We start from the raw sequence: 14,352 nt of genomic DNA, 5'->3' as shown, positions 1-14,352 counted from the left end.
CTCAACCACCTCTAAATCACGTCACATAGCTATAGCAGTACATGGTAATGAATGATAATAGTAATTTGTATTTGTATTTTTTCTTATCACAGGCAATTCATGTAAAAATGAATAACATTTCTTTTTGATTAAAATAAATACTCTCGTTGAAGGGCATATTACGTCTGAATAATGAAGTGAGGTGATTATGTGGAACCGAATGAATTACGTGATCATATTACCGTAGAAGATGAACATGGAAATGAAATGGACTATGCGGTAGAAGCATTATTTGATATGGACGAACATTCTTATGCGCTTCTTTCTTCAGATGATGAAATTGTTTTAATGCGTGTTGAGGATCATGAAGGAGAACAGCAGTTAGTCGGTCTCTCCGACCCTGAAGAGCGGGATGCTATTCTAAGTGCCTACGAAATTGCAGTAGAAGCCAACCCTGCTGAGGACGAGAATGATTTCTATTGAAATGGTAAGTTGATGAACTCTAGCGATTTGTTCTATTCAAGTCGTTGAGTTTTTTTGGATTTGTTATTGCTACAATTATCCTTATACGTGAGAACTAGCGCACACACTATTTTTTTACCAACTTAGACACTCCCATTTTTTGTATTTCATGAAAAATTATCTTACAACTCAAACTAGTTGTAGGAGGGATTATTTCTGATGAATTATACTTTTATTACTTTCATCTTAATTTTTATGCAAATCATAAATGTACATAGTGATTTAACCATTACGTTTAAAGGTGAAACACTGGCCACGGTCAACCGGTCTGATTTTACATCACCTGTTTTCCAAGGGATACTGGTGGATGAAGAAAAACTGGAAACCTTCATTGATAAAATTGAAGAGCAAGTAACGAAAGAACCGGTGGATGCTACTATTGATCCTTACGGCAGGTTAGTTCCGGAACAATACGGGTATTCGTTAGATCGGAAACGGTTTTCTGAAGCTTTTTACGCTTACTTTTTTAATAACTCTTCTGATGAAATTGAAGTTCCACGATTCATTACCTACCCTCGCGTTGACAGCGAACTACTTTTATCGCTTCGCAACAAACAGGTTGGACAATATGTCACATATTTTAATAAATTTAACAAACAACGAGCTCATAATATCTCTTTAGCTGTAGATGCGATTAATAACTACGTTGTTTTTCCTGGAGAAACCTTTTCATTTAACCAAGTAGTTGGCAATCGTACCGTTGAAAAAGGATATTTACCCGCCCCCATTATTGTTAGAGGCGAGTTGACTGATGGAATTGGCGGTGGTATTTGCCAAGTGTCCTCTACCCTTTTTAATGCCGTTGATAAAGTTGGTGTAGAAATCGTCCAACGCTATTCCCATAGTCGTCGTGTTCGATATGTCCCTCCTGGCCGTGATGCAACTGTCAGTTGGTACGGACCTGATTTTAAATTTAAAAATAACTACACTCAACCATTACTCATCCAAGCACGTTTATATGGTGGATCAGTAATAATTCGAATTTTTTCTTCCGAAACATTTGTTAAACCGCAAAAGAAAACATCATAAATATTATCTTTAATGATTTGAACTGCTTCATACTCTATTACTATTAACGTTCTCTTATAAACGCAATGCATTCAGGTCAAATTTCGGGACTAAGCCTTCGTCTGCCGCTCGGCCTAGGAGCGAAAAGACGGCTTCGTAGCCTTCATCACCTAAATTTCTAGTAAATTCATTCACATACAAATTGATATGGGCTTGGGCAACGTCCATTGACATTTCTTGTGCATGACATAATATATAATCTTCTGACGCTTTTGGATTTGCCCATGCATAGTCAACGGATGAACGTATCCAATCTGTTATAGCCGAAAGATCAAGTGAACGCCGAGCAATGATTGCCCCTAACGGAATTGGTAAATTCGTATCTGCTTCCCACCAACTCCCTAAATCTTGTAACATGTTTAATTGATACGTTTGATATGTAAACCTTGCCTCATGAATGACTAACCCAGCATCTATTTTCCCGTCGCGAACCGCTGGCATAATTTCATGAAACGGCATAACTACAATCTCTACTCCCCCAGGAATGTTTTGTGCGGCCCAGAGCCGGAATAATAAATAGGCGGTTGAACGTTCACTCGGTACAGCTACACGACGACCAGTTAACTCTGTCGCCTCTTTAATCTCACCTTTCGTCAGCACTAACGGTCCACACCCCCTGCCTAATGCGCCTCCACATGGCAACAAAGCATATTCTGATAATACCCAAGGCAGTGCAGCATATGAAATTTTAAGAACATCTAGATTATTTGGTTTCGTTGCCAAGTTATTTGTTATGTCAATATCTGCAAATGTGACATCAAGCATAGGGGCACCAGGAATTAACCCATGTGCCCATGCATGGAAAACAAATGTATCATTTGGACATGGAGAATAAGCTATTTTCAAGTTAAAACCTCCTGTAAAATGGTGCTTGCTTCTTGTAAAGTTTGTAATGCTTCTTTTATCCGCCAGGCATCCCGATCTCTTGGTCCAACTGCATTTGAAATTGTACGAATTTCAAGAATCGGGATACCGAATTGTCCGGCAGCTGTTGCAACTCCGAAACCTTCCATGGCTTCCGCCTTAACACTAGGTACTCGTCGCAACATTTCTTCGGTAGTTTCAGCCGTCCCTGTCACTGTCGAAACCGTAATAATCGGACCAGTTGTTACCGTTTGACCTGCGTTTCTAAATGTCTTTGAAACAACTTCAACTAGATTTTCATCTGCTTTCATTCGAGACGAACCAAACCCGAGCTCATCGATACTCGCGAAACCCTCTGGTGTTTCTGTGCCAAAATCGGCTGCAACGATTTCATTTGCGATGACAATCGATCCCACTTCTGCTTGTCCAACAAATCCACCCGCAATTCCTGCATTGATGACTAAATCATAAGTTTTAGTTGCTAATACTCTAGCTGTTGCAGTAGCTGCAGCTGCTATGCCGACTCCTGAAACGACCACATCAATAGAGTTCGTCGGTTTCAGTCCGCGCAATATCGCTTCTTTTTCCGCTTCAACTGAAGTAATGATAAGAATTTTTCTATTATTGATCTTCTCTTTATGTTGGTTTTCGTTTGTCGTATTCTGATTCAATGGAAATACTCCTTTGGGGTAAGAATCTTTTTAATTTATGTATGTCGAAAAATGGTACTACGTTATTTTACCATAAAATTTAACTTGACTCAGTAGTCCACTTTTTCATCCAGACCAAATAATATCAAAAAGAAAAACACCTCAAGAGAGATGTTTTTTCACTAATTCGTTTTAGCTCGGTGAATTTGGTTATTTGTCGTTTTGGCTTTCGGTTTTGTTTGCGATAGGATAACGATCGTTGCCATAATACAAAATGCTCCAATCCATTCTGAGAGGCCGAACGCAACATTTAACCATATGACAGCTAAAATCGCGGCTGATAATGGTTCAGCACACGCTAATAAACTTGTTTCTGTTGCTTTTAAATACTTCAAACTTTCTAGATAACTATAAAAAGCAATTAAAGTACCAAAAATGATAACAAATAACACGGCTAGTATCGATACTAAAGAGATTGAACCAACCACTTGCCAAGGGGGATGAATTAAGCTCATAACAACTCCACCGACTACCATTCCCCAGCCAACAACAACTGCTGATCCGTATTCTTTCAATAGCTGAATGGGCTGCAACGTATAAAAAGCTAGCGCAAGTGCTGATGCGATCCCCAAAAACAGCGCCCACCCTGAAATGGATAACGTTTGAAAATTCCCATGAGTAACGAGTAAAAAGGTTCCTGAAAGCGCAAGAAAGATCGCTATCACTTGACTCCTAGTAGGTAGAGCTTTCGATTTAATTGCTATATATACCGTAATAAAAACAGGACCTAGATATTGAAGTAATGTGGCTGTAGCCGCATTACTCGCTTCGATTGCTGCAAAGTATGTATATTGAACTCCCAGCATTCCGACAATTCCAAAGTAAATCAACGCATATCGATGCTTCTGCACCTTCCAGATTTTCCAGACGTTCGGATTATGGTTCCAGACACAGATAAGCAATAATAAAAGACCTGCTATAAGTAACCGAATAACAACTAACCATTCAGCACTAAAGCTCTTTTCTTCAAATAAGAATTGAGCAACCGTACCTGAAACTCCCCATAAGATAGCTCCTAATAAAACAAGCCCAATTCCAAGTAAACGTAACTTAGTATTTGTAGTTTGCAAGCTGCATGTTCCTTTCGAATATAATAAAACAGCTCTCTATTCTTTGTATGATTATTCATTCAAAATTTATATATTTCAAATATTGAAATAATGACACATGATTGAATAATAACAGATATTGGTGAGAAAGTTAATGACATATTACAATAATTTATCCGAACTTAGGAGGAACCCATGACAAACGACCGTAAACAACCTATGGAATATGATCGATACACTGCAGCAGATCTCAGCCCTGAATTATTAAATCGTGTTATAGAATTAGAAAAAGATTTGCAGGCTGAAGCACATAAAGACGTCATCCTTATCGCCTACGAGGAAAGCGATCACAACGCAACCTAAAAAAAGGTACCAGGCACCAATTATACACAAAAGTGTATAACGGTGCCTGGCACCTTTAGTTCACTAAAGGGAAATGCGTGAGTTCCACAGTTGCAATAGTACGCCAAGTGTTATCCCGCATACGATTCCCCACTCTGGACCGTATAACAAGGTCATGAACAATGTAGTCAGTAATAAAATGCCGTCTCTTTTACTAGATTTACAAGTTAACCATAATCCTTTTATGTTAATTATTTTAGTGATTGCCACTATAATAATTGCTGCTAAGGTTGGTTTCGGTAAAAAATAAAATAATGGCGTAAACAACAGTAGCGTTAAAAATATAAATATCGTTGTAATCAAACTAGCAACCTTTGTTCTTGCACCAGAATCGTAATTTACTGCTGAACGTGAAATGCCTCCTGCTACTGGCATACTCGAAAAAAAAGCACCGATGGTATTAGCTAATCCTAAACTAGTTAGTTCCTGATTTACCCCTAGCTTGTAATTTTCTTTTTCTGCAATCACTTTTGCGACCGCAATTGACTCAATGTATCCGATAAAAGCTATAATGATAGCTGTAGGAAAAACTGCCATTAATACCTCTGCATTAAACATTGGTAATGTAAAGGTTGGAAACCCTTGCGGAAGCTGTCCTATGATCGGCACCCCAAAATTATCTAAGCGAAAAAAAGATACACTGACAGTTAAAATAATTACCACAAACAACGGTGTTGGTAATTTTCTACTGATAGAATTAATCGTTAAGATGAGAAGTATACTTATTAACCCAATTAAAAACGTTGCCAAATGTATACTCTCTAAGTTTGTAAATAACGTCATAGAAGTATGAATGACTGATGTAGAGTGCCCAAGTGAAAATCCAATTAAATTTTCAATTTGACTAACTGCTATAATAACCGCACATGCCGAGGTAAAGCCTTTGATGACACTATAAGGAATCCATTCCAACAATGTACCGAATTTCAAGGCAGAAAAAAACACCTGTAATACACCTACTAAAAAAGTGACTGTTATTACTAGACTAAAATAATCATCCGTGCCAGGTATCGCAATGGATGATACACCTGAAAAAATGAGCAAAGATACGACAGCAACCGGACCTACCGACAAGTGTGGTGAGGTGCCGAATAATAAGTAGATCAAAACTGGGACTGTAGCTGAATATAATCCTACAACAGGAGGAACACCAGCTAGAATAGCATAAGCAATTGCTTGTGGAATAATTAATATTGCAACGATGACTCCAGCGACCATGTCATGATGAAAACTGTTTTTCCAGTAAGACAACTATTGAATCCCTCCTCTCCTGCCACATTTTCCTCTTTATTTTTATGGGACAGACATAACCCATTCATATGAAAAGCCAATCACAATCATGACTAGTCCAAACAATCGAATATCAACTGAAGGAATTAACCCTTTACCCAACCGATCTCAAAAACCAATCCCCCCAACTTAAGGACGTATCTATTAATAAGAAAACATATATCTAAAAGTATAAAAAAACACCACAGCTTCTCAAAAAGCCATGGTGATACAAATGTATTCTCTTATTCAAAATCCCACTTTTGGATCGAACCCTTTACATGACCGTCCCCAACTTTAAAGACAATACTTTTATTAGAAACATCCTCAGGGAACATCCGAGCTGTAAACACTTCCTGTCCATCATTAATAAAAATTTCAATCGCAGAAGTGTCGACAAACACTTGAATCTTAGTCAAGTTAGTAAGCTGACATTGACGTACTTCTGGTGCCCCCTTAGTTAAACTCACTCGTTCAAGTGTAAACACTTGTTCTTTTTTATTGTAACGAAGTTGAACACTATCTTTTATAGAAATTTCTAGCTGCTGAGCTTCAAATTCTTCTACATGCATTTGAAGTTCATAAACCGATCCTTCCAGTTTGGAAAACGAATGCTGTGGATCAACCTTAACATCTGTGAGTGTCGATTCATTTATTCGCAGGTCCTGTAATTCTTTAACAGGTTGCTGCAAAATACGACCATCTCTAAATAACAACTCCCGCGGAATGGTCATCGCATGAATCCAATGCTGAGCAATCGTTGGATGCTTATCTTCTTCCTGTTCAGGTACACCCATCCAGCCAAACATTAAGCGCCGGCCTTGATCATCAACTGTTGTTTGCGGTGCATAAAATTCAAAGCCACGATCGAGTTCAAAAAATTCACCATGCTCGAGTGCACCCGTTTGATAATCTAGTTTCCCTACAAAATATCCGGTATTATAGACATTTTGATAAAGCATGCCTTCTGGTTTAAGTCCTTGAGGCGACACAAGTAAAATGTCATTTTCTTCTAATTGGAACAAATCAGGACATTCCCACATATACCCGAAGTTACCGAGACCGTTTAAATTCGTCCCGGCCACATCACCAATGATTGTCCATTCTTCAAGGTCGTTTGATGAAAACAACACTGCTCGTCCTTCTAATTGCGCGGATTGAGCGCCAATGACCATATACCACTTTCCTTCATACTTCCAGACTTTTGGATCGCGAAAGTGAGCAGTATATCCTTCCGGCAGACGCAGAACAACGCCTTTCTTTTTAAAATCAGTTCCATTCGTCGACTCCGCCAAGCATTGGTACGTTTCCCGGTTCCCCTGTTCATCTTTCACATTTCCTGTATAAAGGAGCTTTAGTTTTCCATTGTCTTCTACGGCACTTCCTGAATAGCACCCATTTTTCTCAAACCATTCACTCGGGGCAAGGGCGATTTTCTCTTCTTTCCAATCGACTAAATTACTTGAACTATAATGTCCCCAAAATTTGGCACCATGAGATGTTTTAAACGGATTCCACTGATAGAATAAATGATATCTCCCCTCCCAGTGAATAAAACCATTCGGGTCATTTAATAATCCTACGGGTGGCATCAAGTGAAAATGTAAACGGTACTTATCTTGATTGACTATATCTTTATATTCTGCAACTGTTTGTTCAGCTTGATGAATTAGATCACTGTTACGATCCACAAGTGATCACTCCTTTTCTTCTAACTACTTTTCTAACATTTCTTCAACTTTTTGTAATGTCGGTAATGCTGTCATTGCCCCTTTTGTAGAAGCTGCTAATCCACCTGACACACTTGCAAACCTGGCCATCTCTACAACTTCTTCAAGAGTTAATGAATGTACTTCTTTTTCCGTTCGATTAAGTCGGTATAAAATTCCTGAAACGAAAGCGTCGCCAGCACCAGTTGTATCAATCGCATCGACTTTCATTGCAGGTACTGACTGTCTCTCACCATTTAAGTACACAATACAACCATCCGCTCCTAGCGTGATAAAGATCAGCCGGATCTCATAACGAGCTAATGCTTCTAGCCCTTCGGCAAGATCTTTTTTGCCTGTTATGAATTCCAGTTCTTCCTCTGAGATTTTCAAAACATCGGTTTGATCAAGCATAGAGATAATCGCTGTTCTAGCTGTTGTTTCACTCGGCCACAAGTTTAAGCGTAAATTAGGGTCGTATGAAATGAGCATGCCTTTTTCTTTTGCAAGCGCTACTGCTTTTTTCGTAGCTGATCTCGCGGGATCATTGATTAAACTAATTGAACCGAAATGAAGGATTTTATTTTCCTCAAAAAGTTCTGGTGTGATTTCTTCTGTTGTTAACATTTGATCCGCACTTGGATTAATGTAAAAATCAAAACTACGCTCTCCATCTGCTGCTAGTGTAACGAACACAACACCCGTTCGAGTTTGTTGGTCTAAGTACATGTAGTTGGTCTGTACACCATATTTCTCTAATGTTGTTTTTAAAAAATGCCCTAAGACATCGTCGCCTACTTTTCCAAGAAACGTTGATTTCGCACCTAAACGTGCAAGTCCTACGGCTACATTTGCAGGCGCTCCACCAGCACTTTTCTGGTATGAGATATTATCTTTATCTAACGGGATAAAATCAATTAAAGCCTCACCTAACGAAATGACACCTTGCTTCATCATCTTGTAAACCCTCCATTAAAAGTTGAGAAAAGAACAGGCATCAATCGCCTGTTCTCAACTATTTATTTTTCCTCTTCTTTAAATCCTAAGATCCACGTAGCCACAAACGCAGCTACTAGAGCAATCGCAAATCCAATTAAATAGTTCATTAAGTTAATTGTGCCGAGTGGTAAGACAATCGCAATCATCGGGATACCTGTTAAGCCGTATGCCGTTGCTGCTACATTCATGAATACAACATAAGCTCCACCTAAAGCTCCACCAATCATCGCTCCTATAAATGGTCTACGATACCTTAAGTTTACCCCAAAAATAACAGGTTCTGTAATACCTAAGAAAGCGGAAAAAGCAGAAGGTAATGCAATCTCTTTCGTTTTTGCACGTTTCGTTTTAAAGAATACTGCAAGTCCTGCTCCACCTTGTGCAACGTTGGCCATTGACCAAATGGGAAGTAAGTAGTTAATACCAATACTTGCAATTAACCCTGCTTCAATGGCATGGAAACTGTGGTGTACTCCTGTAAGTACGATAAGAGAGTAAGTACCACCAAACAATAATCCAGCTACAAACCCAACATGGTTATAAACAAAGTTTAAAATGGTTGTAATGCCATCACCCACAAATGTACCAAGTGGTCCGATGATCATTAGAGAAACGAATCCGGTAGCAATAATGGTAATGAATGGAACAACTAATAAATCTACTGAATTGGGAACAACTTTTCTAAGTCCTTTTTCTAGTTTACTCATAAAATAGACCGCAAGTAACACAGGGATAACTGTTCCTTGGTAACCGATTAATGCAATTTCAAAACCTAAGAAAGGAAGCATATCCGGTTCAGCATTTCCTAGGCCCCATGGATTTAACAAGGCCGGGTGCGTCATAATTCCACCGATAACCGCTCCTAAATAAGGATTTCCTCCAAATTCTTTAGCTGCACTAACACCAATTAGGATAGGAAGAATGATAAAGGCTGCACTTGAAAACATATCAAGTAAAACAATAAATGCACTATCAGGAGCTACCCATTCAAAGGTTCGAAGCATTCCAAGCAGTCCCATTAATAGACCAGCTGCAACAATGGCCGGGATGATAGGAACAAAGATGTTTGATAATGTACGAGCGAACCTCGCAAACGGATTCATCTTCTTTTTCACCGCTTCTGAATGATCAACGGCTTCTTTCTCCTTTAAACCGACCTCTTCAGAAAACGGGCCATACACTTTATTGACGATACCAGTTCCAAATATGATTTGGAATTGTCCTGAGCTCAAGAAAGCTCCTTTCACTCCATCTAACTCCTCAATTTCAGTTTTCTGTGCTTTCGAGTCGTCTTGTAAAACGATTCTTAAACGTGTCGCACAATGGGTTGCACTAATAATGTTGTCTTTTCCTCCTAAGAGAGGAATGAGCTGTGAAGCTACCTCTTTGTGGTTCATTCTAATCACTCCAATATTTTATTATGGATCGTTTGGCAGTCATTTAGACAAAAGAAAAAGACCTAAAATGCATAGAATACCCCCATAGAAAAAGGGAATCCTTTTTACGCATTTTAGGTCTTGCCTGCTTAACCAGTAACAATCCTACAATATATAATTAATACGCTTTCATTGTAATCTGAAATCTATCTTTCGTCAACAACTAAAATAAACTTTTCGACTTTATTCGCTAAGATTCGATAATCAAATTTAATGTTGTGACTATTGAAAGAGATACCAGACACACCTTTACGTTATGAGCCTTTGAATATGCAGTGAAATATAGCCCATTTCAGAACTTGGTAGTTGAATATCGTACTCCTTTTCAAGATAATCCGCTACTTTTACTGCAATGGTATAGGCTTTTGCGTATTTAGTTTGAATGATTTCTAACATATCTGGGTCCATCACTTGAAACGGCTCATTACTTTCAATTCGTGTTAGAGCAAAACGCAGGTGTGTTAATAACCGTTGGTAGGAGATACTCTCTTCATCGAGATCCATCCCGAGCTCTTGATGGATGATTTCAATCATTTCACTTATGATCGTTGTTTGTTGAAGTGTACTTGCTATATCACCGCTGCCAAGTTTAGCCGTATGAATATGAAGAGCAATATGTCCTGCTTCATCGACCGGTAGTTGTACCTTTAATTTTTCTGCAACATACTGAACCGCCCATTTTCCAATTTCAAATTCTTTTTTATATAAGGCCTTAATTTCAGTTAATAGCTTATTATTAATTTGAAATCCTTGCTGATGACGTTCAATCGCAAAGGATAGATGATCGGTCAAAGAAATATGAATATGATTACTTAACGGAACTTGTAAATAACCTTCCGCGTAAGTAATGATGTCCTCAGCTATTTGTATATGTTCTTCAGGTAATGTCTTCAAAAGCTCTTGGAATTTTTCGTTTCCCTCATTCATTACAAAGATCTTCTCAACTTTTTGACGATTAATAATGTCATTTTTCTTTTTTTGAAAAGCAATTCCTGAACCCATGACAATTTTCTCTTCATCATGTTCTTTTACTACAACGGCATTATTATTTAATATTTTATATATTTTCACGGACTACACCTTTTCGACATATTCTTCATGCTAGTTAGTGTACCATATGAAGTATAATATTACTAAATAATATAGTAATACAGTCAAAGGAGGAATTTATATGAGAGTGAGTAACATTTATAAAGACATATCAAATATTGTCTTTAGTAAGGAGACCGATACGTTACAAGAAGCACTAACCAAACTCGAGGAATCCGGATATCGTTGCATCCCCATTCTAGATGAAAACAGTGAAAAATTTTTAGGGAATATTTATAAATCGAAAATCTATGAATATATCGTAAAAGAACAAGGCGATTTGTCTTTACCGGTAACTACATTAGCTAGAGACAAAGCAGCGACAATCCATAAAAATTCTTCCTTCTTTGAAGCGTTTCTCTCCATTAAAAGATTACCATACTTAACCATTCTAAATGAAAAAGAACAATTTGTTGGGATTTTAACTCATGGTCATATTATGGATATTTTAGAAGACAGTTGGGGCGTCGACCAAGGAAGCTATACTTTATCAATTATTGCGATGGAATATAAAGGGGCACTAAATAAAGTAACTCAAGTCATTAATAAATATACTCACATTCAAAGTTTGATTACTTTAGATAATCGGAAAACGTATTCTCGACGAATTGTTGTTACTTTACCGAAAGAAGTAGACGAGGCATTGTGCCAGAAAATTATCTCCAGTTTAAACAAAAATGGCTTCCGAGTTTTTGACACGGAAGAGCCGTTTGAACATTTTGATCAATAAAACAGGTTGTTGGGGCTGACCGAGTTAGGGTCGGCCTTTCTTCATGTATAGACGATAGATAAAAAGGAATTTCAGTTTATGTATTGCGTAATGCAAAGCATAAGACATATTCCCTTACTTTTTCTGTCATTGTAGTTTCTAACCCAATTCAATAATCAATGAGTCAATTCTTTTTTTCTAATAAAAGTTTTTCAGTTTCTGCTGGCTGTTCATGATTAGCAGTACTCACTTCTAGAGTCGATTGTGCATTGGTTGCGCTCGTGCCTACGATAAACAGACCTAATAATACACATCCTAAAAAAACAGCAATAAAAAAGTTTCTCGCATATTCAACCATTATCTCACCTCCATTCATTAGACGCCGCACCTCAAATAAAGTTTCTAGTTAACGAGCCTAATCTTTAAGTCTTTAATTCTCACTAATACTCCTGAAATTTCTAGAATACAGGGGTGTACATAAAGATTTTATTGTCCATACTCCTAAAAAATTCCTCTCCAATTCATATATTTATTAACTCTTCGTGACAATTATACATACAATGTACTACCTGATAAGAAAGGTGGTGTTATTATGTTTGGACACGGATGCGGTGCTTACCCTGTAAGTCCAGTGCTTCCAGGTTGTGCTCACACAGGTCCAGGGTTTGGTTATGGCCCACAAGTGGCTGGTGTAGGACATGGACCTAGATACGGCGCAGGCTTTTCACTAATTGTCGTACTGTTCATCTTGTTAATCATAATCGGTGCGTCTTGGGGTCATAAAAAAGTCTGCTAATAACTGTATAATTGTATGCGGCTGACTCCTAAAATGTCTACGCCCTATTTAAGATATCCTTCTTTATCTTAAATAGGGGCGTATGACACTTATAAATGAGTCAGCCGATTACATTGTTTATCTAGTCATGTAAACTGTAAACAACGCTGCCTTTGATCACGTCACGGTTGTCTTGATTGACAGCCTTTACATCAAAAGTTAATTTCCCATCATTTACTTCGACTAAACTAGCATTTAGCGTAATGACATCATTTAAGAAAACCATTCCTTTAAAACGAATCTTATAATCCTGAATGAAACCCTCTTCATAATGAGCTGTAAACAGCTTCGCTAAATTACCCATCGTCCACATGCCGTGAGCAATAATTCCAGGTAACCCAGCTTTTGTTGCCTCATCATCAATTGTATGAATTGGATTGAAATCCCCTGATGCTCCCGCATATTTGATTAAATCAATTCTAGATACAGGGGAAAGTTGAACCGGCTCTAATGTTTCGCCTACTTGTAATTCTTTTAAACTGCTCATACACTTAACCCCTTTCTAACGGTTTCAGTAATGATAACCACCATTTTTTCTGTAAAAATAGTGTTTCCTTCTAAATCTTCCCCATAACGGTTAAAAGTTAAAAAACCCATCGAACCACTTTGACCTGACTTTTCTACATAATTAACTACTTCAACAAAGCAGTTAATCTCTTCACCTACTAAAAGAGGTCTCTCATAATGATAGACTTGTTCCCCGTGGATAAGGCCAATGTTCGGTAAGTTGAAACCTTCGATTTCGCCATAATCAAATACTCTCGGAAAGGTAGGTGGCGCGATATTGGATTTGTACCTTGACTGTTGACCTGTTTTCTCATCAATATAAATAGGATGAGGGTCACCAATAGCTTCCGCAAACTTCTTCACTGCGCCTCTTTCAACGACATTTTTTACTTTATTTGAACGTTTACCGATAAAATCTTTAAACATGTTCTCACCTCACTAATCTTTTGGTCCACCAGCTACGTAAATCACTTGGCCATTAACAAACGATGAGTTCTCATCTGCAAAAAACGCAACAGCATTCGCAATGTCACTAGGCTTACCACTTCTTCCAACAGGAATTTCCTGGATAGCAAATTCAATGAAATCCTCGAAAGGAACACCGATTCTTGCTGCTGTTTCTTTCGTCATTTCTGTTTCAATAAACCCTGGTGCTACAGCATTTGAAGTAATTCCGTATTTCCCTAATTCAATTGCCAACGTTTTTGTAAATCCTTGTAAACCTGCTTTTGCTGCGGCATAGTTGGCTTGCCCGCGATTCCCAAGAGCTGAAGTCGAAGATATGTTAATAATACATCCGTATTTGTTATTAACCATATGTGTTTGGACAGCCTTAGCTGCGTTAAATGAACCTTTCAAATGAACATCCATAACCGTCTGCCAATCTGACTCTGTCATTTTAAATAATAAGTTATCACGGATGACTCCGGCATTATTTACAAGAATATCTACGGAACCAAATGCCTGAACAACCTCATCAACCGCTCCTTGTACTTGCTCCGCTTCAACGACATTTACTACTTTTGTAAAAATGTCATACCCTTTTTCTTTAAATTCATTCGACGTTTCTGCTAGTGCCTCTTCGTTAACATCCACAATTGCTACTTTAGCTCCTTCTTGAGCTAATTGTAAGGCTACCCCCTTTCCAATTCCACGACTGCCACCTGTAATAAAAGCTACTCTTCCATCAAAACGATTACTCATAT

17 protein-coding genes are annotated in these 14,352 nt (G+C 38.1%); 5 read left to right on the top strand and 12 right to left on the bottom strand.

Going from position 1 to position 14,352, the window contains the following annotated elements:
* The first annotated feature begins 189 nt into the window (after nucleotides 1-189).
* Together N7Z68_RS13780 and N7Z68_RS13775 are read left to right on the top strand one after the other, a co-directional pair.
* A complete protein-coding gene (locus tag N7Z68_RS13780) occupies nucleotides 190-462 on the top strand; it encodes a DUF1292 domain-containing protein (RefSeq protein WP_275119059.1) in 273 nt (90 codons plus the stop codon).
* Between the two features lie 198 nt (nucleotides 463-660).
* Nucleotides 661-1,530 carry a VanW family protein gene (locus tag N7Z68_RS13775; protein WP_275119058.1) on the top strand — a complete coding sequence of 290 codons (870 nt, stop codon included), beginning with the start codon at nucleotides 661-663 and terminating at the stop codon, nucleotides 1,528-1,530.
* 54 nt (nucleotides 1,531-1,584) lie between these two features.
* Here the strand turns inward: N7Z68_RS13775 and N7Z68_RS13770 are convergent, their stop codons facing one another.
* From N7Z68_RS13770 to N7Z68_RS13760, 3 genes are all read right to left on the bottom strand, one after another.
* On the bottom strand, nucleotides 1,585-2,415 hold the full coding sequence (locus N7Z68_RS13770) for a 1,4-dihydroxy-6-naphtoate synthase (RefSeq protein WP_275119057.1): 831 nt from the start codon (nucleotides 2,413-2,415) through the stop codon (nucleotides 1,585-1,587).
* Nucleotides 2,412-3,104, bottom strand: a complete 693-nt coding sequence (locus N7Z68_RS13765) for a futalosine hydrolase (RefSeq protein ID WP_275119056.1) — start codon at nucleotides 3,102-3,104, stop codon at nucleotides 2,412-2,414. Before N7Z68_RS13765 ends, N7Z68_RS13770 begins: the two co-directional genes overlap by 4 nt.
* Nucleotides 3,105-3,265: 161 nt before the next feature.
* Nucleotides 3,266-4,213, bottom strand: coding sequence for a DMT family transporter (locus tag N7Z68_RS13760; RefSeq protein ID WP_275119055.1), 948 nt, complete (start codon nucleotides 4,211-4,213; stop codon nucleotides 3,266-3,268).
* 174 nt (nucleotides 4,214-4,387) lie between these two features.
* On the opposite strand from N7Z68_RS13760, the gene N7Z68_RS13755 reads away from it, so the two are divergent.
* Nucleotides 4,388-4,555, top strand: coding sequence for a hypothetical protein (locus N7Z68_RS13755; RefSeq protein ID WP_275119054.1), 168 nt, complete (start codon nucleotides 4,388-4,390; stop codon nucleotides 4,553-4,555).
* Between the two features lie 63 nt (nucleotides 4,556-4,618).
* Here N7Z68_RS13755 and N7Z68_RS13750 read toward each other — a convergent pair whose 3' ends face one another.
* The 5 genes from N7Z68_RS13750 to N7Z68_RS13730 all read right to left on the bottom strand — a co-directional run bounded on the left by N7Z68_RS13750 (nucleotide 4,619) and on the right by N7Z68_RS13730 (nucleotide 11,078).
* Complete coding sequence (locus N7Z68_RS13750; RefSeq protein ID WP_275119053.1) at nucleotides 4,619-5,845, bottom strand: SulP family inorganic anion transporter; 1,227 nt, start codon at nucleotides 5,843-5,845, stop codon at nucleotides 4,619-4,621.
* Nucleotides 5,846-6,108: 263 nt separating this feature from the next.
* On the bottom strand, nucleotides 6,109-7,554 hold the full coding sequence (locus tag N7Z68_RS13745; protein WP_275119052.1) for a sucrose-6-phosphate hydrolase: 1,446 nt from the start codon (nucleotides 7,552-7,554) through the stop codon (nucleotides 6,109-6,111).
* 24 nt (nucleotides 7,555-7,578) lie between these two features.
* Complete coding sequence (locus tag N7Z68_RS13740; RefSeq protein ID WP_275119178.1) at nucleotides 7,579-8,526, bottom strand: carbohydrate kinase family protein; 948 nt, start codon at nucleotides 8,524-8,526, stop codon at nucleotides 7,579-7,581.
* A gap of 65 nt (nucleotides 8,527-8,591) precedes the next feature.
* A complete protein-coding gene (locus N7Z68_RS13735; RefSeq protein WP_275119051.1) occupies nucleotides 8,592-9,968 on the bottom strand; it encodes a sucrose-specific PTS transporter subunit IIBC in 1,377 nt (458 codons plus the stop codon).
* A 288-nt stretch (nucleotides 9,969-10,256) separates the two neighbouring features.
* A complete protein-coding gene (locus N7Z68_RS13730; protein WP_275119050.1) occupies nucleotides 10,257-11,078 on the bottom strand; it encodes a PRD domain-containing protein in 822 nt (273 codons plus the stop codon).
* Between the two features lie 100 nt (nucleotides 11,079-11,178).
* Between N7Z68_RS13730 and cbpA the strand changes: the two genes are divergently transcribed.
* A complete protein-coding gene (gene cbpA / locus N7Z68_RS13725) occupies nucleotides 11,179-11,826 on the top strand; it encodes a cyclic di-AMP binding protein CbpA (protein WP_275119049.1) in 648 nt (215 codons plus the stop codon).
* A 163-nt stretch (nucleotides 11,827-11,989) separates the two neighbouring features.
* On the opposite strand, the gene N7Z68_RS13720 is transcribed toward cbpA, so the two are convergent.
* Complete coding sequence (locus tag N7Z68_RS13720) at nucleotides 11,990-12,163, bottom strand: hypothetical protein (RefSeq protein WP_275119048.1); 174 nt, start codon at nucleotides 12,161-12,163, stop codon at nucleotides 11,990-11,992.
* 231 nt (nucleotides 12,164-12,394) lie between these two features.
* Here N7Z68_RS13720 and N7Z68_RS13715 point away from each other — a divergent pair, with 231 nt between their 5' ends.
* On the top strand, nucleotides 12,395-12,601 hold the full coding sequence (locus tag N7Z68_RS13715) for a YjcZ family sporulation protein (RefSeq protein ID WP_373323149.1): 207 nt from the start codon (nucleotides 12,395-12,397) through the stop codon (nucleotides 12,599-12,601).
* A gap of 121 nt (nucleotides 12,602-12,722) precedes the next feature.
* Here N7Z68_RS13715 and N7Z68_RS13710 read toward each other — a convergent pair whose 3' ends face one another.
* The 3 genes from N7Z68_RS13710 to fabG are packed head-to-tail and all read right to left on the bottom strand — an operon-like array spanning nucleotide 12,723 to nucleotide 14,350.
* Complete coding sequence (locus tag N7Z68_RS13710) at nucleotides 12,723-13,127, bottom strand: MaoC/PaaZ C-terminal domain-containing protein (RefSeq protein WP_275119046.1); 405 nt, start codon at nucleotides 13,125-13,127, stop codon at nucleotides 12,723-12,725.
* Nucleotides 13,124-13,573: a MaoC family dehydratase N-terminal domain-containing protein gene (locus N7Z68_RS13705; protein ID WP_275119045.1), complete on the bottom strand. Its 450-nt coding sequence runs from the start codon at nucleotides 13,571-13,573 to the stop codon at nucleotides 13,124-13,126. Before N7Z68_RS13705 ends, N7Z68_RS13710 begins: the two co-directional genes overlap by 4 nt.
* Nucleotides 13,574-13,585: 12 nt before the next feature.
* On the bottom strand, nucleotides 13,586-14,350 hold the full coding sequence (gene fabG, locus N7Z68_RS13700; protein WP_275119044.1) for a 3-oxoacyl-ACP reductase FabG: 765 nt from the start codon (nucleotides 14,348-14,350) through the stop codon (nucleotides 13,586-13,588).
* Nucleotides 14,351-14,352 lie beyond the last annotated feature (2 nt).

Origin of the sequence: Alkalihalobacterium chitinilyticum (assembly GCF_029028005.1) — a bacterium.
Classification (GTDB): domain Bacteria; phylum Bacillota; class Bacilli; order Bacillales; family Bacillaceae_F; genus Alkalihalobacterium; species Alkalihalobacterium chitinilyticum.
The sequence above is the reverse complement of the archived record's forward strand: the minus strand, read 5'-3'. Positions and strand labels throughout refer to the sequence as shown.